This window comes from Nonomuraea sp. NPDC049625 (assembly GCF_040675285.1).
GTDB lineage: Bacteria > Actinomycetota > Actinomycetes > Streptosporangiales > Streptosporangiaceae > Nonomuraea > Nonomuraea angiospora_A.
Genome location: NZ_JBFAOQ010000004.1, coordinates 238,277 through 264,084, shown reverse-complemented (window position 1 = coordinate 264,084; position 25,808 = coordinate 238,277). Strand labels below are relative to the sequence as shown.

The 25,808-nt window shown below is 71.7% G+C and carries 23 protein-coding genes; 18 read left to right on the top strand and 5 right to left on the bottom strand.

Going from position 1 to position 25,808, the window contains the following annotated elements; genetic code table 11:
- The first annotated feature begins 3 nt into the window (after positions 1-3).
- The 8 genes from AB0J87_RS19620 to AB0J87_RS19585 all read left to right on the top strand — a co-directional run bounded on the left by AB0J87_RS19620 (position 4) and on the right by AB0J87_RS19585 (position 7,646).
- On the top strand, positions 4-1,029 hold the full coding sequence (locus AB0J87_RS19620) for an LLM class flavin-dependent oxidoreductase (protein ID WP_363967853.1): 1,026 nt from the start codon (positions 4-6) through the stop codon (positions 1,027-1,029).
- Positions 1,026-2,150, top strand: coding sequence for an LLM class flavin-dependent oxidoreductase (locus AB0J87_RS19615; RefSeq protein ID WP_363967000.1), 1,125 nt, complete (start codon positions 1,026-1,028; stop codon positions 2,148-2,150). Before AB0J87_RS19620 ends, AB0J87_RS19615 begins: the two co-directional genes overlap by 4 nt.
- Before the next feature lie 174 nt (positions 2,151-2,324).
- Positions 2,325-3,335, top strand: coding sequence for an ABC transporter substrate-binding protein (locus AB0J87_RS19610; RefSeq protein WP_350736880.1), 1,011 nt, complete (start codon positions 2,325-2,327; stop codon positions 3,333-3,335).
- Positions 3,332-4,138 (top strand): ABC transporter ATP-binding protein, encoded by an 807-nt coding sequence (locus AB0J87_RS19605; RefSeq protein ID WP_363966998.1) that lies wholly within the window; start codon positions 3,332-3,334, stop codon positions 4,136-4,138. Before AB0J87_RS19610 ends, AB0J87_RS19605 begins: the two co-directional genes overlap by 4 nt.
- Complete coding sequence (locus AB0J87_RS19600) at positions 4,131-5,093, top strand: ABC transporter permease (RefSeq protein WP_363966996.1); 963 nt, start codon at positions 4,131-4,133, stop codon at positions 5,091-5,093. Before AB0J87_RS19605 ends, AB0J87_RS19600 begins: the two co-directional genes overlap by 8 nt.
- Positions 5,090-6,436: an LLM class flavin-dependent oxidoreductase gene (locus AB0J87_RS19595; RefSeq protein WP_363966994.1), complete on the top strand. Its 1,347-nt coding sequence runs from the start codon at positions 5,090-5,092 to the stop codon at positions 6,434-6,436. Before AB0J87_RS19600 ends, AB0J87_RS19595 begins: the two co-directional genes overlap by 4 nt.
- Entirely contained in the window at positions 6,433-6,957 is a 525-nt protein-coding gene (locus AB0J87_RS19590) for an NADPH-dependent FMN reductase (protein WP_363966992.1), read from the top strand. The genes AB0J87_RS19595 and AB0J87_RS19590 overlap by 4 nt, the downstream gene beginning before the upstream one ends.
- A gap of 164 nt (positions 6,958-7,121) precedes the next feature.
- On the top strand, positions 7,122-7,646 hold the full coding sequence (locus tag AB0J87_RS19585; RefSeq protein ID WP_363966990.1) for a flavin reductase family protein: 525 nt from the start codon (positions 7,122-7,124) through the stop codon (positions 7,644-7,646).
- 125 nt (positions 7,647-7,771) lie between these two features.
- Here the strand turns inward: AB0J87_RS19585 and AB0J87_RS19580 are convergent, their stop codons facing one another.
- The 3 genes from AB0J87_RS19580 to AB0J87_RS19570 form a co-directional block, all read right to left on the bottom strand.
- Complete coding sequence (locus AB0J87_RS19580) at positions 7,772-8,674, bottom strand: TauD/TfdA family dioxygenase (RefSeq protein ID WP_363966988.1); 903 nt, start codon at positions 8,672-8,674, stop codon at positions 7,772-7,774.
- Between the two features lie 176 nt (positions 8,675-8,850).
- Positions 8,851-10,578: a hypothetical protein gene (locus AB0J87_RS19575; RefSeq protein ID WP_363966986.1), complete on the bottom strand. Its 1,728-nt coding sequence runs from the start codon at positions 10,576-10,578 to the stop codon at positions 8,851-8,853.
- A gap of 95 nt (positions 10,579-10,673) precedes the next feature.
- Positions 10,674-11,435: an NAD(P)H-binding protein gene (locus tag AB0J87_RS19570; protein ID WP_363966984.1), complete on the bottom strand. Its 762-nt coding sequence runs from the start codon at positions 11,433-11,435 to the stop codon at positions 10,674-10,676.
- A gap of 241 nt (positions 11,436-11,676) precedes the next feature.
- Here AB0J87_RS19570 and AB0J87_RS19565 point away from each other — a divergent pair, with 241 nt between their 5' ends.
- Positions 11,677-12,204 (top strand): GNAT family N-acetyltransferase, encoded by a 528-nt coding sequence (locus AB0J87_RS19565; RefSeq protein WP_363966982.1) that lies wholly within the window; start codon positions 11,677-11,679, stop codon positions 12,202-12,204.
- On the opposite strand, the gene AB0J87_RS19560 is transcribed toward AB0J87_RS19565, so the two are convergent.
- Positions 12,181-12,723: a DUF6461 domain-containing protein gene (locus tag AB0J87_RS19560; RefSeq protein ID WP_363966980.1), complete on the bottom strand. Its 543-nt coding sequence runs from the start codon at positions 12,721-12,723 to the stop codon at positions 12,181-12,183. The genes AB0J87_RS19565 and AB0J87_RS19560 overlap by 24 nt on opposite strands.
- Before the next feature lie 262 nt (positions 12,724-12,985).
- A complete protein-coding gene (locus AB0J87_RS19555; RefSeq protein ID WP_363966978.1) occupies positions 12,986-13,438 on the bottom strand; it encodes a helix-turn-helix domain-containing protein in 453 nt (150 codons plus the stop codon).
- Between the two features lie 86 nt (positions 13,439-13,524).
- Between AB0J87_RS19555 and AB0J87_RS19550 the strand changes: the two genes are divergently transcribed.
- The 9 genes from AB0J87_RS19550 to lanM all read left to right on the top strand — a co-directional run bounded on the left by AB0J87_RS19550 (position 13,525) and on the right by lanM (position 25,794).
- Positions 13,525-14,739 carry an MFS transporter gene (locus AB0J87_RS19550; RefSeq protein ID WP_363966976.1) on the top strand — a complete coding sequence of 405 codons (1,215 nt, stop codon included), beginning with the start codon at positions 13,525-13,527 and terminating at the stop codon, positions 14,737-14,739.
- A gap of 227 nt (positions 14,740-14,966) precedes the next feature.
- Positions 14,967-15,302: a thiocillin family RiPP gene (locus tag AB0J87_RS19545; protein WP_363966974.1), complete on the top strand. Its 336-nt coding sequence runs from the start codon at positions 14,967-14,969 to the stop codon at positions 15,300-15,302.
- A 273-nt stretch (positions 15,303-15,575) separates the two neighbouring features.
- Positions 15,576-16,355, top strand: coding sequence for a hypothetical protein (locus AB0J87_RS19540; RefSeq protein WP_363966972.1), 780 nt, complete (start codon positions 15,576-15,578; stop codon positions 16,353-16,355).
- Positions 16,356-16,482: 127 nt separating this feature from the next.
- On the top strand, positions 16,483-16,773 hold the full coding sequence (locus tag AB0J87_RS19535) for a hypothetical protein (RefSeq protein WP_363966970.1): 291 nt from the start codon (positions 16,483-16,485) through the stop codon (positions 16,771-16,773).
- An 89-nt stretch (positions 16,774-16,862) separates the two neighbouring features.
- Complete coding sequence (locus AB0J87_RS19530; RefSeq protein WP_363966969.1) at positions 16,863-17,156, top strand: hypothetical protein; 294 nt, start codon at positions 16,863-16,865, stop codon at positions 17,154-17,156.
- Positions 17,157-17,162: 6 nt separating this feature from the next.
- Positions 17,163-17,879 carry a hypothetical protein gene (locus AB0J87_RS19525; protein WP_363966967.1) on the top strand — a complete coding sequence of 239 codons (717 nt, stop codon included), beginning with the start codon at positions 17,163-17,165 and terminating at the stop codon, positions 17,877-17,879.
- Positions 17,872-20,037, top strand: a complete 2,166-nt coding sequence (locus tag AB0J87_RS19520) for a cysteine peptidase family C39 domain-containing protein (RefSeq protein WP_363966965.1) — start codon at positions 17,872-17,874, stop codon at positions 20,035-20,037. Before AB0J87_RS19525 ends, AB0J87_RS19520 begins: the two co-directional genes overlap by 8 nt.
- Positions 20,034-22,595, top strand: coding sequence for an ATP-binding cassette domain-containing protein (locus tag AB0J87_RS19515; RefSeq protein WP_363966963.1), 2,562 nt, complete (start codon positions 20,034-20,036; stop codon positions 22,593-22,595). Before AB0J87_RS19520 ends, AB0J87_RS19515 begins: the two co-directional genes overlap by 4 nt.
- Position 22,596: 1 nt before the next feature.
- Complete coding sequence (gene lanM / locus AB0J87_RS19510) at positions 22,597-25,794, top strand: type 2 lanthipeptide synthetase LanM (RefSeq protein WP_363966961.1); 3,198 nt, start codon at positions 22,597-22,599, stop codon at positions 25,792-25,794.
- Positions 25,795-25,808 lie beyond the last annotated feature (14 nt).

The window sequence follows — 25,808 nt, the reverse complement described above, 5'->3', positions numbered from 1 at the left end:
TTTCTGGCCATCACCTTGATCGTTCATGACGGCCGCACGTCCACCAACGAGCGATTCCGCGAGGTCGTCTCCAACGCGGTCCTGGCCGAGGAGCTCGGGTTCGACGGGTTCGGGGTGGGGGAGCGGCACGAGCGGCCGTTCATCTCCTCCTCCCCGCCCGTGGTGCTCAGCCACATCGCCGCCCGGACCTCCCACATCCGGCTGTTCACCGCGGTCACCACGCTCAGCCTGCTGGACCCGGTCCGGGCGTACGAGGACTACGCCACCCTCGACCACCTGTCCGGCGGGCGGCTCGAACTGATCATCGGCAAGGGGAACGGCGCCGCCCAGGCCCAGCTCTTCCACGTCACCGCCGAGGACCAGTGGGAGCGCAACCGCGAGTCGTACGAGCTGTTCCGCAGGCTGTGGCGGGAGGACAAGGTCACCTGGGAGGGGCGGTTCAGGCCGTCGCTGACCGAGGCCGAGACCTGGCCGCGCCCGCTCCAGCGGCCGGTGCGCGTCTGGCACGGCAGCGCCACCAGCAAGGAGTCGGTGGACCTGGCCGCGCGCTTCGGCGACCCGCTCTTCTCCGCGAACGTCACCAACCCCATCGAGCCCTACGCCGAGCTGATCGACCACTACCGGGAGCGGTGGGCGCACTACGGGCACGACCCGGCCGAAGCCCTGGTCGGAGCGGGCACCGCGGGTTACTACGCCGCGAAGACCTCGCAGGAGGCCATCGAGACGTACCGGCCGATCTTCGAGGCCCGCCAGGAGACCTTCAAGCGGTACGGCGCCCCGCTCGTCTTCCACTCGCTGGAGGACGCCATCGAGCGCAGCTCCATCCTGGTCGGGAGCCCGCAGCAGATCATCGACAAGGTGCACCGCTACCACGACCGGTTCGGGCACGAGGTGATGCACCTGCACGCGGACGCCGACGGGCTGACGGACGCGCAGCACCGCTCGGCGCTGGAGCTGTTCCAGTCGGACATCGCTCCCGTGCTGCGCAAGGAGATACCCAGCAGGCCGTTCCCGGGAGGTTCCTCATGACGGTCCCCCTGTCCATCCTCGACCTGGCGCCGATCCCCTCCGGCGGGACCGCCCGGGACGCCATCCGCAACACCGTCGACCTGGCGCGGCGGGCCGAGTCCTTCGGCTACCGCCGGTACTGGCTGGCCGAGCACCACTTCGCGCCCGGCGTGGCCAGCTCGGCGCCCGCCGTGCTCATCGGGCTGGTCGCCGCGGCGACCGGCCGGATCCGGGTCGGCTCGGGGGCGGTGCAGCTCGGCCACCAGACGCCGCTGGCGGTGGTGGAGCAGTTCGGCCTCCTGGACGCGGCCCATCCGGGGCGCATCGACCTGGGTCTCGGCCGCTCCGGCCAGCGCCGCGCCGAGCTCGCCCGCCCCTCGGAACGTCCCCCGGAGTCTCCTCCTTCCGAGGCGAGGGTGGTGGACGGGCTGCTCATCCCGCCCCCGTTCGACTTCTCCGCGCTGATCAGGGCGGCGCCGCACCTCGCCGTCCAGGCCTCCCTCCTCCAGCAGCCCGGCGCCGAGACGCCGGACTTCGCCGACCAGCTCGACGACGTCCAGGCGTTCCTGGCCGGCACCTACACCTCCGCCGACGGGCGGAGCGCCCATGCGATCCCGGGCGAGGGCGCGGACGTCGAGGTGTGGATCCTGGGCAGCAGCGGCGGCCAGAGCGCGCAGGTGGCGGGGGAGCGGGGCCTGCCGTTCGCCGCCAACTACCACGTCAGCCCGGCCAGTGTGCTGGAGGCGGTGGAGGCGTACCGGGAGGCGTTCAAGCCGTCCGACGTCCTGGAGGAGCCGTACGTGATCGTGTCCGCCGACGTCGTCGTGGCGCGGGACGCGGCCACGGCGCGGGAGCTGGCCAAGCCCTACGGCCTGTGGGTGCGCAGCATCCGCACCGGGCAGGGCGCGATGCCGTACCCCACTCCGGAGGAGGCCGACGCCCACGTGTGGAGCGAGGAGGACAGGAAGCTGGTGGCCGACCGCCTCGACACCCAGTTCGTCGGCGACCCGGAGGCGGTGGCGGACGGGCTGCGGGTGCTCCAGCGGGTCACCGGGGCCGACGAGCTGCTGATCACCACCATCACGCACGGCCACGCCGACCGCGTCCGCTCGTATGAGCTGCTCGCGGACGCCTGGGGGTAATTCATGTATGTCCAGTAGGAAAAGTTGACTTTAGGGACCGGGGAACGTAGTTTCGTAGGCATGGGCCTTTACCTGACCCGGCGCCCGCACGTGGACTTCGGCCACGTCGCCAGCGCGCAGTGTCGCTGATCACGTACCGCTGAACCCCCCTCTCTCCCCTTCAGAGGAAACAACGTGATCAAGACCAGACATGCCCTCCTGGCCGCCTTGATGTCCGCCGTCCTGGCGGCCTGCGGCACGGCCCAGGCGAACCCCCAACAAGAGGTGAAGGTGCTGCGCTACCAGGGCAGCGCCGGCAACGTCACCTTCCCCGAGCTGGCCGAGGAGCTCGGCTATCTCGGCGACGTCAAGCTCAAGTGGGTCGGCAACACCACCTCCGGCCCCCAGGACATCCAGTCGGCCGCGACCGGGCAGACCGACTTCGGCGGCGCCTTCAACGGCGCCATCGTCAAGCTCAAGGCCGCCAAGGCGCCGATCAAGGCCGTGATCGGCTACTACGGCTCCGACCAGGCCACCTACAACGGCTACTACGTCAAAGAGGACAGCCCGATCAGGTCCGCCCGGGACCTGATCGGCAAGAAGATCGGCGTCAACACCCTCGGCGCCCACCACGAGGCCGTCATCAAGGAGTACCTCAAGCGCGAAGGGTTGACGCCCGAGGAGGTCAAGCAGGTCCAGCTCGTGGTGATCCCGCCGGTCAACACCGAGCAGGCCCTGCGCCAGGGGCAGCTCGACGTCGGCACCCTCGGCGGCGTGCTCAGGGACAAGGCGCTGGAGCGCGGCGGCCTGCGCCCCCTGTTCAAGGACGTGGACCTGTTCGGCCCGTTCACCGCCGGGTCCGTCGTGCTCCGCGAGGACTTCATCGCCGCCAACCCCCACACCGTCAAGACGTTCGTGACCGGCTTCGCGAAGGCCATCGAGTGGGCGCAAACCCACTCGCGCGAGGAGGTCGTCGCCAAGTTCCAGCAGATCATCGCCAAGCGCGGCCGCAACGAGAGCGCCGACGCCGTGCGGTTCTGGAAGAGCACCGGCATCGCCGCCAAGGGCGGTGTCATCGCCGACCAGGAGTTCAAGACCTGGACCGGCTGGCTGGAGCGCGAGGGCGAGATCAAGCCCGGCCAGGTCAAGGTCTCCGACCTCTACACCAACCAGTTCAACCCCTATGCCGGCGGGAGCGGGTCATGACCAAGATCAGCATCCGGAACGTGGCCAAGACGTTCCAGGTCAGGGACGCCGACCAGCCGTTCACCGCGCTGTCCGGCATCGACCTCGACGTGCGCGAGGGCGAGTTCCTCACGCTCGTCGGCCCCAGCGGCTGCGGCAAGTCCACCCTGCTCGACCTCATCGCCGGGCTGACCGCGCCGACGTCCGGGGAGATCCTCATCGACGGCGCGCAGGTGACCGGGCCCGGGCTCGACCGGGGCATCGTCTTCCAGCAGTACGCGCTGTTCCCCTGGCGCACGGCGCAGTCCAACGTCGAGTTCGGGCTGGAGGCCAAGGGCGTGCCCAGGAAGGAACGGGCGCGGCAGGCCCGCGAGCACCTCGCGCTCGTGGGGCTGGCCGGGTTCGAGGAGCGCTATCCGCACGAGCTGTCCGGCGGCATGCGCCAGCGGGTGGCCATCGCGCGCAGCCTCGCGTTCGACCCCGACGTGCTGCTGATGGACGAGCCGTTCGCCGCCCTGGACGCGCAGACCCGCGAGTCCCTCCAGGAGGAGCTCGTGCACGTGTGGGAGCAGACCGGCAAGACCGTCGTGTTCATCACGCACGGCATCGACGAGGCCGTCTACCTCGGGCAGCGGGTCGCCGTCATGACCTCCCGGCCGGGGCGGATCAAGGAGGTCATCGACGTGCGCTTCGCCTCGCGCGAGGGAGATCTGCGGGCGGATCCGGCGTTCGGGGAATACCGGCACCGGGTGTGGGGGCTGCTGCGGGAAGAGGTCGCGGCGGCGCAGGTGCAGGAGCGGAAGGTGGCGACCAGTCGTGGCTGACCAGAAACTGCTCCCCGGCGACGTCCACCAGTACGACGAGGCCGCCCCGACCCCGACCCCGGCTCCGACCTCGGCTCCGACCCCGACCTCGGCTCCGACCCCGGCCTCGGCCCCGACCCCGGCCTCGACTCCGGCCTCGACTCCGGCTCCGACCTCGGCTTTGGCCTTGACGGAGCCGTCGCGTCGGCGGTTTTCCGGCGGGCGGTGGCTCAGGCGAGCGGTCACGAACTCCACCGCCATCCTGCTCCTCCTCGCCGCCTGGGAGGTGCTGCCCAGGCTCGGCGTCGTCGACCCCGTCTTCGTCCCGCCGCTCTCGGAGAACCTCGTCGCCTGGTACGACCTCCTCGTCGGCGGCCAGCTCCCCGAGCACCTCGAGGCGTCCCTCGCCCGCTCGCTGTCCGGCTTCGGCCTGGCCATCGTGCTGGCGATCCCGCTCGGCCTGCTGATCGGCTGGTACAAGCCGGTCGCCGACTTCCTCACCCCGCTGCTGGAGCTGTTCCGCAACACCTCTGCGGTGGCGCTGCTGCCGGTGTTCACGCTGATCCTGGGCATCGGGGAGACGACGAAGGTCACCTTCGTGCTGTACGCGTGCGCCTGGCCGATCCTGCTCAACACGATCAGCGGCGTGAAGACCGTCGAGCCGCTGCTCATCAAGTCGGCCAGGTCGATGGGCCTCGGCCCGGTCCGCCTGTTCCAGAAGGTGATCCTGCCCGCCGCCGTGCCCACCATCTTCACCGGGGTGCGGCTGGCGGGCGCGTACTCGATCCTCGTCCTGCTCTTCGCCGAGATGGTGGGCGCCAAGGCCGGACTCGGGTATCTCATCCTCGACACCCAGTCCAGCTTCCGCATCCCCGACATGTACGCGGGAATCATCACGATCTCCGTACTCGGCCTGCTGTTCAACCTGCTCCTGGTCGGCGTCGAGCGCCGCTTCTCCACCTGGAGGACCACTTGACGAGAAAGCTCCACCTGAACGCCTTCCTCATGGGCGTCGGCCACCACGAGGCGGCCTGGAGACACCCCCGAACCGAACCCGCCCGCCTCACCGACGTCCGCCACTACCAGGAGCTCGCCAGGATCGCCGAACGCGGCAAGCTCGACTCCGTCTTCCTCGCCGACGGCGTGGCCCTGCACGGCAACGTCCGGCACAACGCGCTCGGCGGCCTCGAACCCCTGACCCTGCTGTCGGCCCTGGCCGCCGTCACCGATCACATCGGCCTCATCGCCACCGTGTCGACGACGTACAACGAGCCCTTCCACGTGGCCCGCAAGTTCGCCTCGCTCGACCACATCAGCGGCGGCCGGGCCGGCTGGAACATCGTCACCTCCGCCGGCGAGGCCGAGGCCCGCAACTTCGGCATCGTCCGTCCCTCGCACGCCGACCGCTACGCCAGGGCCGGCGAGTTCCTGGAGGTCACGCGGAAGCTGTGGGACAGCTGGGAGGACGACGCGATCCTGGGTGACCGCGTCGCCGGCGACTACGCCGACACCGGCAAGATCCACCCGATCGAGCACGCGGGGGAGCACTTCTCGGTCAGCGGCCCCCTGAACACCTCCCGCTCACCCCAGGGCCACCCGCTCCTGGTCCAGGCCGGGTCCTCGGAGGACGGCAAGGACTTCGCCGCCCGCTACGCCGAGGCCGTCTTCACCGCCCAGCAGACCCTGCGGGAAGGGCAGGAGTTCTACGCCGACCTGAAGCGGCGGCTGGCCGCCTACGGGCGGCGGCACGAGGACGTGCTCATCCTGCCGGGCATCTCGCCGATCATCGGCTCGACCGAGCGCGAGGCGCTGCGGCTGGAGAAGGAACTGGAGGACCTGATCATCCCCGCGTACGGGCTGGCGCAGCTCTCCCACATGACCGGCATCGACCTCACCGAGGACGCGCTGGACGGCCCCCTGCCCGACGTGCCCGTGGAGACGGAGGGCGCGCAGAGCCGCCGCAAGCTCGTCGTGGACCTGGCCAGGCGCGAGAACCTCACGGTCAGGCAGCTCCTCAACCGCCTGGCGGGCGGCCGGGGCCACCGCGTGGTCGCGGGAACGCCGGAGCAGATCGCCGACCAGCTCCAGGAATGGTTCCTGGCCGGCGCGGCCGACGGGTTCAACGTCATGCCGCCGATCCTGCCCGGCGGCCTGAGCGACTTCGTCGACCACGTGGTGCCGGAGCTGCAGATCAGGGGCCTGTTCCGGTACGAGTACGAGGGGCGCACGCTCCGCGAGAACTACGGCCTGCCCAGACCCCCGTCCCGCTACGCCGCCGCCGGTCGGGCTGCTCGGCGCGAAGTGGCGGTGGCGCGATGAGCATCGTGACCCTCGTGGGCAACCCCCGGCCCGGCTCCCGCACCCTCTCGGTGGCCACCACCGCGGCCCAGGCCGTCGGCGACCGCCTGGGAGCCGCCTCGGAGGCGTACGAGGTCGTGGACCTGTCGGACCTCGCGCCCCACCTGCTCTCGCCCGTCGCACACCCCGAGGTCCGCGCGGCCCTGGAACTGGTGACCGGCGCGAGCGTCGTCGTGGTGGCGAGCCCCACCTACAAGGGCACCTACACGGGGCTGCTGAAGTCGTTCCTCGACCGCCTGCCACCGGACGCGCTGGCGGGCACGGCGGCGCTGCCGCTCCTGGTCATGGGGGATCCCAAGCATTCGCTGGCGGTGGAGGTGCACCTGCGCCCGCTGCTGGTGGAACTGGGCGCCTTCGTGCCGACACCGGGACTGGCGGTGCTGGAGTCGCAGATTCCGGAGCTGGGAGAGGTGGTGGCGGGGTGGGCCGATCGTGTGGCGCCGCAGGTGACCGCTGTGCTCAAGGAAGGGGCGCTTTCGTGACGGAGACGGTGGCCGCCCGGGAGGCCCGCCGAGCCAGAGAGGCCCGCCAGGCCCGGGACGCCCGCCGCACCTCAGACCCCCGCCCTGTGCCCGACTCCCGCCCTGTGTCCGACTCCCGCCCTGTGCCTGGCTCCCGCAATGGGCACGCGTCCGAGGCGCCGACGGTGCCCGCGACGCGCCCGGTCCCGGAGGAGCCGGAGAGGAGTGCGGTCGACCCCGACGGGTTCCGCCGGGCGCTCGCCGTACACGCCGCCGGGGTCGTCATCATCACCGCCCAGAACGACGGCATCCCCGTCGGGTTGACGGCGACATCCTTCTCCTCCGTCAGCCTCGACCCACCCCTGGTCTCGTTCTACGTCGACCAGTCCTCCACCACCTGGCCCTGGCTGCGCGACGCGGACCACTTCGCGGTCAACGTCCTGGCCAGCGACCAGGCCGAGCTGGCCGCCAGGTTCGCGCGCAAGGACATCGACCGGTTCGCCGAGCCCACCCGCTGGCGTCCGGGACCCCTGGGCGCGCCCCTGCTCCAGGACGTCTCCGCCCACCTCATCTGCCTCCCGCACGAGACCGTGGACGTCGGCGACCACACCCTGGTGGTCGGCCTGGTCGCCGAGGCCAGGGTGCACAGCCCGGGCCGTCCCCTCATCTACCACCAGGGCCGCTTCGGCCGCTTCATCGCCCACCCCTAGAGAAACGACTGAACGGCCGCCCGGCACATCGCCGGGCGGCCGTTCCATTTCCACCCACAGGGCCCGGACATGTGAATGGCCCTGGCCACGTCATCGGGGCCAGGGCCATACGCAAGGAGCAGGGGTCAGGCGGCGATCGGGGAGTAGGCGGCCGCGTCGCCCTTCAGCACGACACTGGGCCGGCCGTCCACGCCCACCGGCACGTCACCGGCGATCGTGACCCGGTGCAGCCGCCTCGGACGGTCGCCGAAGTCGTGCACCACCCGGTGCTGCGTCGCCCGGTTGTCCCAGATGGCGACGTCGCCTGGTGCCCAGCGCCAGCGCACGGTGTTCTCGACCTCGGTGACGTGCTCCTGGATCAGCCGGATGAGCGAGGCGGACGTGTGCGCCGACAGCCCCACCAGCCGCTTGGCGAAGTCCCCGAGCAGGATCGAGCGTTCGCCGGTCTCCGGGTGCACCCGCACCACCGGGTGCTCGGTCTCGAACACCGTGGAGGCGAACACCTCGGCGCGTTCCCGCGCCCGTTCGGGATCGTCGGAGGTGGCGATGCGGACGTAGTCGTGCTGGTTGGTGTGCACGGCCCGCAGCCGGTCGAGCAGGTCCCGCAGCTCGGCGGGCAGGTGCTCGTACGCGGCCACGGTGTTGGTCCACAGCGTGTCGCCGCCGGCCGCCGGAACGGCGACGGCCCGCAGCACCGACGCCAGCGGCGGCCGGTCCACGAACGTCACATCCGTGTGCCAGCGATCCACCTTCTGGCCGTCGCGGTAGTCGAGGTCGAGGACGTGGTCGTTCCCGTCGAGCGAGGGGACGGTCGGGTGGGCGGCGGTCGGTTCGCCGAGCAGCCGGGCGAAGGCCACCTGGCTCTGCTCGTCGAGATGGTCTTGTCCGCGGAAGAAGACCACCTTGTGTCCGAGCAGCGCCAGGCGGATCTCCGCGACGACGTCGGCAGGCAGATCGCCGCCGAGCCGTACGCCGGAGATCTCCGCGCCTATCCGGCCGGCGACGGGGATGATGGACAGGGATGACATGGGATTTTTCCTTCCGTTAGAGGGATTGCCTGCGTTCGGAAGGAAGGACAGAGCGCGCTGGCCACGCGGCAGAAGTCCACGTGACCCCTGATGGTCAGAGCCGTCGTCGTCACGCCATCAAACGTAGATCGCCCCACCTCTGAAGTCAATTGAATTGGTAGGGAATTAGGGTTTTTCTAGGTGCAGGTGACCGAGTACGTCATCGGGCCGGAGGCGACGACGTTGGGCAGCCTGGTCTCCATGTATCCGGTGACGGTCCTGCCCGTGGACTCGTCCACCGTGAACTCGCGCTCGATGACCTTGGTCAGCGGATCACCCGGCGGGAAGGCCGCGCCGTCGAGCCAAGGGGCCAGGGACTCGTCGAAGTACCACTGCGCGTACACCATCTGCTCCATCGGCGCCGACACCGTCACCTTGGCCCGGGCCTTCAAGGTGACCGGGCACTCGCCCCGGTAGGTCGCCGGGGTAATGGAGGCTTCGGTGACCGAGACCACGTGCGGGTATGAATCCGCGGGCGGCTTGCCACCGCAGTCGACCGCGTAGCCGATCGCCTCGCCGCGCGTGACCCTGCCGTTCGCGGTCACCTCCAGCCAGATCTTGCCGGTCTTGCTGATCCACTCGTCCCAGACCCGTTGCGGACGCAGTGCGGCGGCCTGGGTGAAGGTGTGGGTGAACGGCGCGGTGTGGCTGCCGTCGGCCCAGCGCCACCGGTAGCTGATCGTGAGCGGCAGCGACGCGGAGGGCGTCGGGGTGACCTGCGAGAGGATCGTGAACTGTTTGGACGTTCCCGGACAGGGCTGCGGGTTCCGGCTTTCGATGACCTGGGTTCCGGTGATCGTGACCGCGTCGCCGTCCCGGCAGGTGATCGTGAAGGCGGCAGGCTGGGTGGTGGTCGCGTTCGGGGTGAGGACGCGCAAGTACGCCGAGCCGCCGCTCACCTTCGACGGGTCCGTCACCTTCCAGGTGGTCTCCAGCACCGTGGTCAGGTCTCCTCCGAGCATGACCTCGCCGGGGATCGTCGTGCCGTCGCCGCGTACCCACTGGTAGGTGACCTTGGCCGGCTTGGTGACCGCGAGGTCGACGCGGAACACGAACTCCACCGGCCGTCCGCACGGCCCTTCGTACCGCGCGGGCGTCACCCGCGGGTTGGCGGCGGCGGCGACCGGGCCCGGCTCGGGCGGGTCGGTGCAGGTCACGCGGTAGGGGACCTGGGCGGAGTCCGTCACGCGGCCCTTGACGTCCAGGATCTCCAGTCGGCGGTGGCCGGAATGGCCGGTCAGGAACGTCCGGCGGGAGCTGACCGCCGTGCTCCGCGCGGTGAGCCACAGCCGCTCGACCGGCTCGGCGCCGCCGTCGCCGTCCACCCACCGGTACGCCACCGCCGCCGGCGTCCTCGACACCGTGATCCGCCCGTCGAACGTCACCGTGCGGCCGGGAGCCCGGCACGCTCCCCGGTACGGCGCGGGCGTGGCCAGCGTGACCCCGATGCGCGTTCTGTCTTCGGAAACGTCCTCCAGTCGCAGGGGGTCACACGACACCGTGAAGCGGGCCTTGGCCGAGGTCGCCTTCCGGGGGCTGAGCACCTGCAGCGCCTGCCACCCCGACGTGCTCGCCGCGAACATCTGCCGATCCCGTACGACCACCGCCCCGCCCTTGACCTGGGCCGTGCGGATCGGCCCCTTGGTGCCGTCGCCGCGCAGCCAGCGGTAGGTGACCCTGTTCGCGCCGCGCACCGCGACCTTGGCCGCGAACGCCGTGGTGGCCGGACACGAGCCCGCATATCGGGCAGGTGAGGCCGTCACCCTGCCCACTTTCACCGATGCGGCCGCAGCCTGCGCCGGCGTGGCGGTCAGGCCGCCTGCCAGCGCCAGGGCGGCGGCCAGCGCCGTCCATGCTCTACGCACCTCGATCTCCTCAATCTCCTCAAGATCGGACTGATCCCGGGAGTCTGGCGGGAGAGGGTTGTGCGGGACTTGGGCGAAACTTGAGGCCCGAGGAGTCAGGCGTGCTGCTCGCGCAGCCGATCGAGCATCGACTCTGCGGGCCTGCCCAGCACGTGGGCCAGATCCGGGCTCTGGAACTCCAGTGCCCCCGCCCGTACCTGCGCATTGAGCCAGCTCATCGGCCCCGGCCCGGCATCGGGCACCTCCCGGTACGGCACCCCCAGCACCTCGGCCGCCTCCCGGTAGGTCCACAACGGCCCGGTGAAGTCGTACGCCCGCCCCAGGTGCCCGTCCCCGGTCAGCACCTGAACGGCGGCCTCGGCCAGGTCGGACCTGAAAGCGGTGTTCAGCCCGCGCCCGCCGGTGCTGCCGGCGAGCTCGCCGCCGGAGACCTGTGGCACGAAGGCATCGCCGTAGTAGGGGTGGCGCAGCAGCGTGTACGGCAGGCCGCTGTCGAGGATGGCCCGTTCGGTGGCGTGATGGGCCTCGGTGGCGCCGGTGGCGACGGTGCCCGCTCCCAGCAGGCTCGTGTAGGCGATGGCGCCGACCCCGGCGTCGGCCGCCGCCGCGACCGCGTCCAGGTGCTGCTTGATCCTGCGCGCCGGGTCGAGTTCCGGCGACGAGATGAGCAGGAGCCGCGTGGCCCCCTCGAACGCCTCGCGCAGGCTGTCCGGCTCGTCGTAGTCGCCCCGCCGTACCCGGACGCCCTGCGGGGCCCGTACGGGATCGCGCACGACGGCCACCACATCGGGCTGACCGGACAACCGGTCGATGACCAGACGACCGAGCGCCCCGGACGCCCCGGTGACCACGATCATGGAACTCCCTCCGACGAAGATCGGCCAAGTCAACCGCCCACGACCCGCCGCCTGCCACCCATTTCCCACCCACCCCGGTCACCGGCCTACGAGCCCACCATCCCGGCCCTCGGCCTGCCAGACCACCCACCCTGGTCACCGGCGCCGGCGGGCCCGCCCACCCTCGGTCGCCCGGCCTGCGGGCCCGACGGGCCACCCCCGGCTACCAGCCCGCGGACGGCCCTCTGGGATACTCCCGCGCATGACAACAGACGGGAGGCGGCCGGGGTTCGCGACGCACGGGATCGGGTCGGACCACCCGATGACGTGGACGCTGCGCCGCGCGGAGCCGACAGACGTCGAGGCGATCGCGGACCTGCGCGCGTCGGTCATGCGCCCGGACCTGCAGCGGCTGGGCCGCTTCGACGAGCACCGGGTCCGGCAGCGGTTCCGGGACGCCTTCTCCCCGGACTACACGTCGGTCATCTTGACGGACGGCGACTTCGCGGGTTGCGTGACATTCCGCCCGGGCGAGGATGCGTGGTGGTTCGAGCACTTCTACCTCGCCCAGGAACTCCAGGGCCGCGGCCTCGGCTCGGCCGTGCTGCGCGAACTGCTGGAGCGGTCCGACGCCGAAGGCCTGACCGTCCGGCTGAACGTCCTGCGGGGGAGCGCCGCGCAACGGTTGTACGAACGCCACGGGTTCACGGTGGAGACCGAGGACCCGGTCGACGTCTTCATGGTGCGGGAACCGGCGGCGAGCACGTCAGGAGGTGGGCCTCATGCATGAGTGCTGCGCCAGGAACCAGTCGATGGCGATGTCGGTTTCCGTGATACGTCCGATCAGCGCCAAGGCGGAGCTGATGCTCTCCATTTCCTCCACACGATCGTCGAGGACGTCGTCATCGCTGATCTGGAAGCGCAGTCCGTCCATCAGGTGATCGAGCGCGTGCGGGTCGTCGCCGTACCGCTTCTCCGGCCAGGTCGGGTCGAATGAGACGAGTATGTGCCCGTCACGGGCGTAATCGAAATATGCGTTCCCGTTGATGTCCATGCGGAGGCCGAGAGCCTGCCGGCCACCTTCGGTGATGGAACGCAGGCACTCGCCGTCGGCATGCGCCGGCACGATGCCGATCCAGCCGTTGGCCTCGGCAACCCAGGTGGATCCGTCGTCGATGTTGTGATCGAGGATCTCGCTCAGGTGGCACGGGGTACGGGTGGCGAGGTCCAGGCACCAGTCCAGGGCGAGTGCGTCGAGGTCCGCGCCCTTGACCCACATGGCGCTGAATCCCAGCGCCCACAGGTCCATCTCGCCATCGAGCCCTTCGGTGAAGATGGTCGAGACCAGAAGGTCGTGCAGGTAGGTCGGTGACTGCATGGCTGCCTCTCGGAGGAGGGGTGCTGGGTTGCGGGGTGCCTTACTTGATTCTTACGAAGAAGCCACTGGAGGGCCTGCGCTCATCAATGCCGTTCGCGGGCTCCGCCGTGCACTCGAGTAACGACGTCCGTCCGACGCGTCAGGGTGACCCACCCCGGCGAGCCCGATGGGGCAGGTACTGGCGCGGCTGGGCTCAGGCAATTTTCCGAACGTGCGACGCCTCGGCGGAGAGCGGCGCGCCGTCTCGGCTGAGCGGGTGGAGTTCGGGAAGCTCCCGCCCTTGGTCGTCGACGAGAACGGAGTGCGACTCGTCCGGGGCGAAGGCGTGGCGCTCGCCCCATTGGCGGAGGGCGACGACGGCCGTGAAGAGGTCCAGCCCGGCTTCGGTGAGCCGGTACGTGTGCCGTCTGCCGTCGGCCGCGGCGCTCTTGTCAAGGATGCCGTGCTCGACGAGTTTGCGGAGCCGGTCGGTGAGGATGTTGCGGGCGATCCCCAGCCGTTGAAGGAACTCGGTGAAGGTCGTCGCCCCGTCCATCGCGTCGCGGATGATCAGCAGGCTCCACCGGTCGCCTATCAGGTCGACGGTCCGTGCGACCGGGCAGGCCGGGTCGGTCCAAACGCTTCCTGCGGCAAGTGCGACGTCCACCGGCCCCCTCCAAGATGAGTTGCAATATGAAACCAGTATGCCCTAGCTTCAGATGAGTTGCATTTTGCAACTTACTGGAGGGTGATATGTCGTCAGGATTGACCGGGAGGCAGCGGGCCGTGCTCGCGCTGGTGTGCGCGGTGGCGGTGTCGACCATCTACGGCATCCAGCCGGTCATCGAGGCCGCGGGCCAGGACCTCGGGCTGGGGGAAGGAGCGTTGGGGTGGCTGGTCGCCGCCGGCCAGATCGGCTATCTCGCGGGGCTGGTGCTGCTGGTCCCGCTCGGTGACCTGTTCGACCGCCGCAGACTCATCACGGTGCACATGCTGCTCACAGCAGTAGGTGCGGGGGTGGCCGCCGCCGCACCCAGTGGTGTCGTCGCGATCGCGGGCCTGGCCCTGGCCGGACTGTTCGCCGTGGTCGTCCAGATCACGGTGGCCTACGTCGCCGCCGTCTCACCGGCCGGCGAGCGCGGCCGCAACATCGGAGCGGTCACCTCGGGCGTGGTCATCGGGATCCTCGGCGTACGGGTGGTCGCGGGCACGCTGGGCGAGCTGGCCGACTGGCGCATGGTCTACCTCGTGATCGCCGGACTCTGCGGGATGCTCGCGCTCGCCGCCCGATTCACCCTCGAGGCCGACATCCGCCGCCCCCGGGCCCGGTACGGGCAGCTGCTGTCATCGCTGGGTCGTCTGGTCGTCGGCGACCGGCTCTTCCTCAGCCGGGGACTGGTCGCGTTCTTCCTGTTCGCCTCCTTCGGCACGCTGTGGAGCGGGCTGGCGCTCCCGCTCGGCGCCGCGCCGTGGCACTTGGGCACTACCGAGATCGGACTGTTCGGACTCGCCGGTCTCACCGGGGCGCTGGGCGCGGCCCGGGCCGGCCGATGGGCCGACCGGGGGCTGGCGTCCTCGGTCACCGGCTGGTCGCTGGCCCTGCTCACGGCCTCGTGGCTGCTGATCGCCCAAGCGGGGTCGTCGCTGTGGCCGCTGATCGTCGGTGTCATCGTCCTGGACTTCGCCGTGCAAGCCGTTCACGTCAGCAGCCAGCACCTGCTCACCAACGCCCGCCCCGACCAGAGCAGCAGCGTCATCGGCGCCTACATGGCCTTCTACTCCCTCGGCTCCGCGCTCGGTGCGATCACCACCACCTGGGCCTACAGCGCCGCCGGATGGCCGGCCGCCAGCCTGCTCGGCGCGGCCTACGCCGCACTCGGACTCCTCGTCGCCACCTCGACCCGGCGCTTCACCGCTCTACCGCCGGCGCAGCAACCACGTGCGTCCGTATCGGACACGTCCCGCTGACACTCGATGGCGCGTTCGCCTCTCGGGTCTTCCCGCGCCCGCCGGCGTCACCTGAGGGAGGTGTCACATGACAGTTGTCACAGGGGTTCGTGTTAGTTGTTTCTACCGGCGAAGGGGCCCGGCGGGCGAGGCTTGACCTGCAACAAGGGGCAGCGAGCAGTCCAGATGCCCGCTGCCACTCCCATCGGATCTCGGCTGCGAGCCGAGGCGGAAGGAGAGTGGGCCCGATGGCCGAAAGCCTCTACATTCTCGGTGACGAGGACCGCAAGAAGTTCGCCAGGCTGATCGCCGCCGCGTGGTCGGAGGAGGACGTGAAGACCCGTTACGGCCGCGAGCCTCGCCTGATGCTGGCCGAGTACGGCATCGCGTACCCGGAGGGTGTGGCCACGCCGCCGCTGCCCCCGAAGCCCGCCGGTCAGTTCAGCATCGAGGAGCTCGAGGTCGCGGCCGGCACCGAGGCCCCGGCCGACGGCTGCTTCGGCTCCGCCAGCTCGGTCAGCTGCTTCACCGGCTGCGTCGCCACCGCCTCCACCTTCGGCTGCGCGGGCGTGGCGGAGACCTGACAGTGCCGCGGGGGGCGCGGTCCGGCGCGCTCCCGCGCCCTTGCCGTGGCACCCGGCGGCCCGCCGCCGCCGGGTGCCACCACCGCCCCATCCCCGGCCGTTGCGGGCCTGGTGGTCGCGGCGGGCTCGCGGGCGACGGTCAAGCCTCCGGTCAGCGGCGTCGGCATCAACGGCGCCGGACTGTTCGGTGCGGAAGTCGCGAAAAATCCGATATGCGAGAAAAGTAACCAGTGATGCGTTGCCTCCGCCGAGATCGGTTGTCATGATCCGCTTGTGACCCAGACAGGGGTTCCCGGTTCGAGGGCGGCGGCTCGCGCGCCACTGGAGGTGCGGCTCGGCCGCGCGGCGATCGTGGCGTTCGCCGTTTACCTGATCTTTCCCACATTCGGTTACTACATCGAGAATCCACATCCCTGGCGCATCCCAGGCATCCTCCTGGCGATCGCGGTCCTCGCTCTCTACATCGCGGCCGGCTGCACCGGCCCGCGCGGGCCGTGGCACCGGTGGGCGGTGGGGGTCATGGCGCTCCTGGTCTACCTGCCGCTTCCGTTCCTGGGCGAGTGGTGGGCCGCGTCGGGCGTCTTCCTCGCCGCGATGGCTCTGGGGCTCCTGCCCAGGCCGTACCCCCTGCCGGCGTCCCTGCTGGTGGCCGTCGCCGAGACGGCCAAGTCGATGGTGCTCGGCGACGATCTCGTGGGCGGGCTGTCCTGGACCCTGTCCCTCTCCGTGGCGGCCATCCCCCTGGCGGGTCTGACACATTTCGCGGAAACGGCGCGGGTCCTCTACGCGACCAGGGCCGAGCTGGCCATGGTCGAGGTGGCGGCGCAGCGCGCGCGGGCGATGGGCGAGCTGGAGGGCATCCTCGGCAGCCGGATCGACGCCATCGCCGAGCAGGGCCGCAGGGCCGTCGCCGGCGTGGAGGGCGACGCGGAGAACGTCAAGAAGGAGCTGGGCCGCATGCTCGACATGGCCCGCGAGGCCCAGAGAGAGATGCGCGGTTTCGCGCATCGGGAGCAGCAGCTCCCATCGGGAAATTCTGATTACCAGAAATGATGAACATCACGATATGTCGGTGTTAGTTGTTTCTGGCGGCTTTTGCCGCTGATGACGAATCTGGACCTCGTAGGCGGCCGCCCCCGACCCACCCGGAACCCCGGGGCCTCACCAACGAGGTGACCTCATGTCAGAAGACCCCACCCTGTCCCCGGAACTGCGCAGGCAGATCGCCAGATTCGTCGCACGCGCCTGGTCCGACGAGTCGCTCAGGCGGGAGTTCGAACGAGACCCGCGCGCCGCCCTCGCCGAAGCGGGCGTCGACTGGCCGCGTGAGCTGCCCCCGCCCGACCTGCCTGACCAACCCGGCCAGGCCATCGACCTGGAGAGCCTCGAATCGTCCGCGGGCGGAGCCCTCGGCACGATCGGCACGGTGAGCTGCCCGACCGGATGCTTCTCCGGCGGACAGAGCGCCTGACGACCTCGCAAGGCGTGGTGGTGGGCAGTCCAGATGCCCACCACCTCGCCAGACCAGCATCTCACACACCCGCGGCGGGAGGACTTGTGATGACTGTGGACATGATCGGCTGGGACACGACTCAGCGCAGGGCGTTCGGCGAGCTGACCGCGAGGTCATGGCTCGACGCCGACTTCAGACTCCGGTACGAGCGCGATCCCCTCTCGGTCCTGGCCGAGTACAACCTCCGGCCGGCCGACGGGGCAGGCGCCCCGACGCTGCCGCCGGAGCCCGGCGCCGAGCTCGTCATCGAGATCCTCGACGGGTCCGCAGAGATGCCGCCGCCCCCTCCGTGCCTGCTCAGCCTCTGCTTCTGCCTGTACACGCCGACCCCGGGAGAGTGACACGCGATGACCATGACCGCGACGGAGGCGCCAGGAGGCGAGCGGATCGACGAGCTCGTTTCCACGGTGCGGGCCAAGGCCTGGCTCGCCGCGGCCGCGCTCATCCTGGTCGCGGGCTGCGCGGCGAGCTGGGCCTTGCTGGGACAGGTTCGTGACGTGGTCGCCGGCACCGGCGTGCTGGTGGCGGGCGCCGGTCCCGTGCCGGTGGCCGCCCCCGTGCCCGGCAGCGTGGCCGAGGTCCTGGTCCGCGTGGGCCAGGAGGTGACCCCGGCGACGCCGTTGGCCGTGCTGGCCGACGAGCGGGGACGCAGGCACGTCGTGACGGGCACCGCGAGGGGACGGGTGCTGCGTACGGCGGCCCCCGGCGCGGTCCTCGCCGCGGGTGGCACCGTCGCGGCGGTCGACCCGGCCGCCGGCCCCCTGCGGGCGCTGCTCATGGTCGGCCGGGACAGGATCGGCGCGCTCGCCCCGGGCCAGACCGTCACGTTCGGCGGCACGGGCGCGCGGGGCCGGGTGAGCGCGGTCGAACCGTACCCCGCCTCGGGCGAGCTGCTGCGCCCGCTGTTCGGCGAGGCCCTGCGGGCGGACGGGCGGCACCTGGTGACCGTCGACCTCGACCGGCAGGCCTGGCCGGGCGCCACGCTCACCCCGGTGTCGGGGGAGATCACCGTCGCCGTCGTCCGCCCCGTGGACGCCCTGTTCGCCGGAGGACGTCGTGGCTGAGCACGCGACCAGGCCGCGGCCGGTCCGCACCGAGCGCCGGCCGCAGATGGAGGACGCCGACTGCGGGCCCGCCTGCCTGAGCACGATCTTCGCCCACCACGGACTGCGCGTCCCCGTACGCGAGATCAGAGAACGGTGCGGAGTGGGCAGGGACGGCCTCACGGGAGCCGGGCTCAAGGCGGCGGCCGAGGAGTACGGCTTCACCATCGGCGGCTGGCGGGTGGAGGCCGACGAGCTGGAGAGCTTCCCCGTCCCTTCGATGATCTTCGTCGACCAGCGGCACTACGTGGTGCTGGAGGGCATGCGCAAGCGGTGGGCCTACCTCAACGACCCCGCCGTGGGCAGGATCCGGCTGAGCAGGGAGGAGTTCCGGCGGCGATTCAGCGGGATCGTCCTGGTACCGCGTCCGGGCGAGGGCTTCACGCCGGGCGGGCCGCGGTTCCCCATGGCCCGCTCGGTGCTGGCGAAGGTGCGGCCGTACCTGTCCACGCTGCTCGCCATCGCCGTCATGGCCTTCATGCTGGCCCTGCCCGCGGCGGTCACCGCGCTGCTGACCCGGCTCCTGCTGGGCAAGGTGCTGGTCGCCGATGGCGCGGCCTGGTCCGCGCCCGTGCTCCTCGGGCTGCTCGGCTGCGTGGGCTTCACCCTGGCCGGCATGTGGGCGCAGCAGCGGCTGCTCGGCGCCGTGCAGCTGGCGATGGCGGCCGACCTGTCCGGCCGGTACGTGTGGCGGCTGCTCAGGCTGCCGGGCGACCACTTCCACCGGCGGCAGACCGGTGGCCTGGTGACCAGGACGTCCTTCGGCGCGGGGCTGGCCCTGCTGCTGTCGGACCGGGTAGCCGCCGTCATAGCGGCCGTGCTCACCATGGTGGTGCACTCGTCGATCCTGTTCGCCTTCCACCCGGCCTTCGCCGCCGTCGCCGTGCTGCTGGCGGCGGTCAATCTGGTGGCGATGCGCGCGGTCAGCCGCCGCACCGCCCCGCACCAGCAGCGGCTCATCTTCGACGAGCACCGCAGGGACAGCATGGCGTTCAACGGCGTCTCGATGGCCGAGTCGCTGAAGGCCGACGGCGCCGAGGGATGGTTCTTCGCCAAGTGGGCGGGGCTGTCGGCGCGGACCATGTCGGCCGTCCAGGAACTGATGCGGGTCACGCAGGCGCTGATGGTGGTGCCCGCCGCGCTCGGCTCGCTCGCCGGGGCCACCATGGTGATCACCGGAGCGGTGCTGATGGCCCGCGGTGAGGTCACGATGGAGACCGTCATCGCGGCCCAGCTCCTCGTCGGCGCCTTCCTCGTACCCATGTCCTCGCTGGTCGGGGTCGGCGCCGAGGCACAGGTCGCGGTCGCGCAGACCGGCATGCTCGACGACGCGCTGCACGCCGAGCCCGACCCCCGCCACGCCGAGCCCCCCGGCGCCCCCGAGGGGGCGGGAGGCCTGCGCGGCACGGTGGAGTTCGACGGGGTCACCTTCGGGTACGACCGCCAGCACGGGCCGGTGATCGAAGGGCTGTCGTGGCGCGCGGAGCCCGGCCAGCGCATCGCCATCGTCGGCCGCACCGGCAGCGGCAAGTCCACGGTCGCCCGCCTGCTCACCGGAGCGGCCGTGCCGTGGTCCGGGCAGATCAGGTTCGACGGCGTGCCGAGGGACGAGATGCCCAGGGAGACGCTGTTCACCTCGATCGGCTACGTGGAGCAGAACCTGCAGGTGTTCGAGGGCACGGTGGCCGACAACCTCACGCTGTGGGACCCGACGGTTCCCGCGTACCGGCTGCGCCGGGCGCTCGGCGACGCCTGCATCGCCGAGGTGGTCCACCGCAGGGGCGGGCTGTCGGGCGGCTGGGTCGAGGAGCGGGGCCGCAACCTGTCGGGCGGCGAGCGGCAGCGCCTGGAGATCGCCAGGGCGCTCGCGCTGTCCCCCTCGGTGCTGGTGCTGGACGAGGCCACCAGCGCGCTGGACGCGGAGACCGAGGCCCTGGTGGACGCCAACCTCAAAGCCAGGGGCTGCACGTGCGTGGTCATCGCGCACCGGCTCAGCACCGTACGCGACAGCGATCTGATCCTCGTGCTGGACCGCGGCAAGGTCGTCCAGCGGGGAACCCACGCCGAGCTCATCGCCGAGTCCGGCCCCTACCGCACACTCGTCGAGGAAGCGGCATGAACGGCTATCCCGTCAGCGAGATCGAGTTGATCGACCCCTATGCCTGCTGGCACGTGGTCAGCGGCTCCGTCGACGTCCTGCTGGCGCCCGTGGACGGCCAGGGCCCCCGCCGCCGCGTCGTCCGCGTGGAGAGCGGGCAGCTCATGCACGGCTTCGCCGCCACCGACCTGCCGCAGGGATACACCGTTCTGGCCTCCCCGGCCGACGGGACGTCGGTGCGCCGCGTCCGCAGGGACGCGGGCGCGCTGTCGGCCTGGGCGCGCCGCCTCCACGAGCCTGGTGTGCAGGCCGTCGCGGGCGGCGGCCGGACGGCGGCGCTCGACCCGCCGAGCGAGCGCGAGCTGCGCGCACTGCACCGCGGGGCGCTGGAGCAGGTGCTGCTGCTGGCCGAGGCGGAGGAGGCCGACCGGGACAACTGGCGCGTGGCCAGGGTGGCGGCCACGAGCGAGACGCTCCGGCGGTCGTTCGCCGATGTCGGGGTCGCCGCCGGCGCGCCGCCCTCCCCTGACCGGCCCCGGACGACCGCCGAACACGCCGCGAAAGTGGTCAAGACGCTCGGCGACCACTGCGGGTTCGCCGTGCGGGAGAGTGCCCCCGGCTCCGGCGACCCGCTCGGCGCGGCGCTGGACGCCGCCAGGGTCAGGCACCGGCGGGTACGCCTTTCCGGACGATGGTGGCGCACGGCCACCGTCCCCATGATCGGCTTCACCCGGGAGGGCGGGCGGCCGGTGGCGCTCCTGCCGCACCGGGGCGGCTACCGCGCCGCGGACCCGGCGGCGGACCCGTGCCGGGTGACCGAGTCCGTGGCCGCCGGCCTCGCCCCGGACGCCTGGCAGATCTACCCGCCGCTCAGCGAGGGCGTCGCCACCCCCGTCGCGCTGCTCAGGTTCGGCCTGCGCGGCGCGGGCAGGGAGCTGGCCTGGCTCCTCGCGGCCGGCGGCGGCGCCGGGCTGCTCGCGCTCGGCGTCCCCCTGTTCACCTTCAGCCTGCTGACCTCCGCGTCCAACCCCGCCGACCGGCCCGCGACGATCTGGACCGCGGTGATCATCGCCGCCATGGTGTGCGCGAGCGCCCTGCTCCTCGCCGTGCGCAACTCGGTGCTCGTACGCGTCCACGGACGTCTCCAGGAACGGCTCGAACCCGCCGTCTGGAGCCACCTCATCTCCCTCGACCTGCCGTTCTTCAACCGGTACAGCACCGGCGAGCTGGTCCAGCGCGCCAACGCGATCTCCGACATGCGCAAGGCGCTCGGCGAGGCCGCGGTCAGCTCCCTCCTCGGCGGCATGTTCTCCCTGTTCGGCCTGCTGGCGCTGCTCGCCGTGGACTGGCGGCTGGCCCTGGTCGCGCTGGGCGGGGTGGTCGCGCTGCTCGCCGTGCTCGCCGGGCGCGCGGTCCGGCAGCAGCGGCACGAGCTGGTCATGCACGAGCAGTACGGGAAGGTCTACTCCCTGCTGTACGCGTGCCTCGGCGCGATCGACAAGATCCACGTCGCGGGCCGGGAGACCCAGGTGTTCGGGCTGTGGTCCCGGCTGTTCGCGACGCAGCAGCGCGCGGCCGAGGCGATCCAGCGCGAGCGGGCGGTGTCGACGGCGATCGGCGCCTCGGCGCAGCCGGCGCTGCTGCTGCTCCTCGCCGCCACCGGCCTGGCCTGGGGCGTCCCGACGGCGTCCTTCGTGATCGCCGCCGTGGCGCTCGGCCAGTTCGTGCTCGCGCTCGGCCAGATGAACAGGGCGGTGGAAGCGGCCTTCGCCCTCCTGCCCCGGTTCGAGCGGCTGCGCCCGGTGCTGGAGCGGGCGCCCGAGACGTCGCCGGGCGCGAAGGACCCGGGCGAGCTGAGCGGGCTGGTACGGCTCAGCGGCGTCTCCTTCGCCTACCCCGGCACCGCGATGCGGATCCTCGACGACGTGTCGATGGTGTTCAAGCCGGGCGAGTTCGTCGCGGTCGCGGGCCCGTCCGGCGCGGGCAAGTCCACGCTGGTACGGCTGCTGCTGGGCTTCGAACCGCCCCGCACCGGCCAGGTGCTCTACGACGGCGGCGACCTGCGCGACCTCGATCTGCGGCGCGTGCGCGCCCAGGTGGGCGTGGTGATGCAGCAGGCCAGAGTGCTCAGGGGCTCGATCCTGGAGAACATCATCGGCGACGTGCCCGGCGCGACGGAGGAGGACGCCTGGTGGGCGGCCCGCCTGGCCGACCTGGACGGCGACATCGCCGCGATGCCCATGGGCCTGCACACCGTCGTCGGAGAGGACAACGCGTCCTTCTCGGGCGGTCAGCTCCAGCGGCTGCTCATCGCCAGAGCGCTGGTGAAGCGCCCGCGCATCCTCATCCTCGACGAGGCGACGAGCGCCCTGGACAACCACACCCAGGCGCTGGTCAGCCGGAGGATCGCCGAGTTGGACATCACCCGGATCGTGATCGCGCACCGGCTGAGCACCATCAAGTCGGCGGATCGGATCTACGTACTCGACCAGGGGAGGGTCGTCGCCGACGGCCCCTTCGAGGAGCTGATGGACGACAGCCGGCTCTTCGCCCGCATGGTCCGCCGACAGGAGGTCTGAGATGACGGTCTCGGTTCACGCCGGATACGCCGAAGCGCAGGGCGAGGGCCTGCTCGCGGTTCCGGGTGGGGACGAACGGCTGATTGCCGTGCTCGCCGCGGCGGCGCCCTTCCCCGAGCGCGTGTCGGGAGAGTTCTTCGTCCCCGTGGCGGGGCGCAGCCCGCGCCAGGCGTCCGAACGCACCAAACGCTGGCTGAAGGCCGCCGTCGGCGACGACGAGGACGCCAAGCGGGCGCTGCTGCACCACCGCAGGCGCTCCGGCCGCGACCTCGGCGCCGGGCTCGTCGACGTCCGGCTCGCCGACCCGGGCAGGCTGCCCGACTGGGGTTACGCCCTGGTGGACTTCCTGCTCGCCCAGCCGCCCACGGCCGCGGCCGACCCCGCGTCCGGGCGGCCCGGCTCCCCGTTCGTGGCGTTCAGGCGCGCCGTCAACCGGCTGGTGGACATGAAGGACGGGACGGTACGCGGAGTCCCCGTCACCCCCGAGGCGTGCGAGGACATCGCGGGCCAGCTGATCGAGCGCCTGACGCAGGTCTGCTTCTCCGGCTTCGCGTTCGAGGCGCAGCTCGCCGGCACCGCCAACGACGTGTCCGCCTGGCTGCAGAGCCCCGGCCTGGACGTCAGCCAGTCCGGCTGGCTCGACCGGCTGGAGACGCTCCCGGGGCTGGCCTACGTCATGGGCATGGCCTGCCTGCAGTGGCGGCGCGTCGTTCACGAGCTCTTCGACCGGTTGAACGCCGACCTGCCGGAGCTGCGCAGGACGCTGTGGGGCTGGACCGCCCCTGGACCGGTCACGGGATACTCCGGCGACTCGGGCGACCCGCACAACCACGGCCGGGTGGTCACGTTGCTCACCTTCGCCTCGGGCGAGCGGGTCGTCTACAAGCCGAAGGACCTGCGCTCGGTGGTCGGGCTGATGGACGTGTGCACCCTGCTGAACAACCACGGGCTGCCGCTCACCCTGCACACCCGCGCGGTCCTCCTGCGCGACGGCTACGGCTGGGAGGAGTACGTCACCGCCGAGCCCGCCACCGACGAGGACAGCGTACGGCGCTACTACACGCGCCTGGGCATGCTGGCCAGGCTCGCCCAGTTCCTGGAGTGCCGCGACCTGTGGGCCGACAACCTGGTCGCCAAGGGGGACACGCCGGTCTTCATCGACCTGGAGAACGTCCTCCAGGGCCGCATCAGCAAGCCCGCCCTCATCGGAGACCGCATCCAGTCCCTGTGGGGGCAGGTCGAGGAGACGGTGGTCAAGACCGCCGTCATCAGCTTTCCCCGGGTGATCGCGGGCGGCGTCCAGTCGCACGACATCGGCTGCATGGCCGGACTGCAGGAGCAGGTCGCGCAGAACCCCCAGTTGTACCCGCTCGGCTGGGAGGCGCCGCCGTACCGGCCCACGTGGGGCGCGGGCGAGCTGGCCGACCCGAGCCGCTACGCCGACGAGGTGGCCGAGGGCTACCGGCAGATGCAGGACTGCCTGACACGCAACCGGGAGCTGCTGGCCGACGCCCGCGGCCCGCTCGCGCTTCTGGAGGACGCGCCGGTCCGTTACATCTGGCGCAGCACCTGGGACTGCGTCGAGCTGCTCGGCATGAGCCTGAGCCCGGGGGCGCTGATCGACGGGATGGCCAGGGAGATCACCTTCGCCCACCTGTTCCGCAGCGCCCGCGAGACGCTGCGGCGGGACCCGGGGCGCGAGGACATCCTGGAGATCGTCGAGCAGGAGATCGACGCGTTCCGCCGGATGGACATCCCCCTGTTCGTCTCCAGGCCCGGCTCGGACTCGGTGTTCACCTCCGACGGCGTCGAGATCCCCGGGCACTTCTCGGGCACGGCGTGGCAGCGGGTTCAGGACCGCCTCGCCGACCTGGCGGGGTTCCCGGTGGACGAGCAGCTCGCCGTGCTGGAGACCTGCCTGGACTTCACGGGCGCGGGGCAACTGCCCACCTTGTTCCCCGGCCCCGGGCCCCGGCCCCGCACGGTGCGCGAGATCGGCCAGTACGTCTACGACCTGTCGGGCCGGCGGGCGGAGCCCGAGGCCGAGGTGCTGCTCGCCCGCGCCGGCGAGCTCGCCGACCAGGTGCTCGCCAGTGCCGTCCCGCTCGGCACGCCCGCGGGCGGCCCCGTCGGCGAGCGGTCCGGCTGGATCGGCGTGGTCACCTATCCCGCGCACGGCCTGGACCAGGTCGAACCCCTTCAGGGTGACCTGCTCACCGGCACCGCCGGCCTCGCCGTCTTCCTCGCCGAGCTGTACGCCAACACGGGCGCCCCCGGCCACTGGACGGCCGCGCAGGACGCGCTGGACGCCTCGGCCGAGTTCGCGACGCTGTCCACGCAGTCGGGCGTCTACCGCAGGATGTGCGGGACACTCGCGCCCGTCGGGGCGTTCGTGGGCCTCGGCTCGACCATCTACGCGCTGAGCCGCTGCGGCGCCACCCTGGCCGACACCAGGCTCGTGGAGCGGGCGGTCGCGCTGGTGCCGCTCGCCGAGGCCCAGCTGTCCCTGCCGACCAGCGCCGAACCCGTGCTGGGCCGGGCCGGGCTGCTGCTCGCCCTGCACAAGCTGCGCGAGGCCGCCCCGACGGCGGTCCCCGCGGCCGAGGCGCTCGCCGCGCGGCTGCACGAGGAGCTGCTGGCCGAGCTGGCCGGCGGCGGCGCGGCCCGGTCGCCGTACCCGCCGGGCGTGCCCGCGCTCGACGGGGTGCCCACCGGGGTGGACGGGCTGGTGTGGGCGCTGGCCGCCAGCGCGAGCGCGCTGGGGGAGGCCGGCCCCGGGAAGACCGGCGCTGCCGCCGCGCCGCTGCTGGCGCACCGGTTCGCTCTCGACACGCCCGGCTCGCTGCTCGCCGCCGTCGCCACCGCCCACCTCCTCACCGGCGAGGTGCCCGGCGACCTGCGGGAGCGCGTGGCCAGGTACTGCGCGCCCGACGCCGGACGTTCCTGCGCGCGGCTCGTCGTGGACGCCGAGGTGGCGCTGCACACGGCCCGCCTGACCGGCGACGGGGCGCTGGAGCGGTCCGCCCGCGAACTGGCCGCCGAGCTGCTGCGCCGCCGCGACCACACGGGCCGCTGGTTCGCCGACCGGCGGCGTGCCGACCGCCTGTCCCTGTCCGCCACCGACGGGCTCGCCGCGGCGGGGCTCACCCTCCTCCGGCTCGCCGACGACCAGGTCGCCTCGCTGCGCCTCGTGCACTGACCGAAAGGAACGTT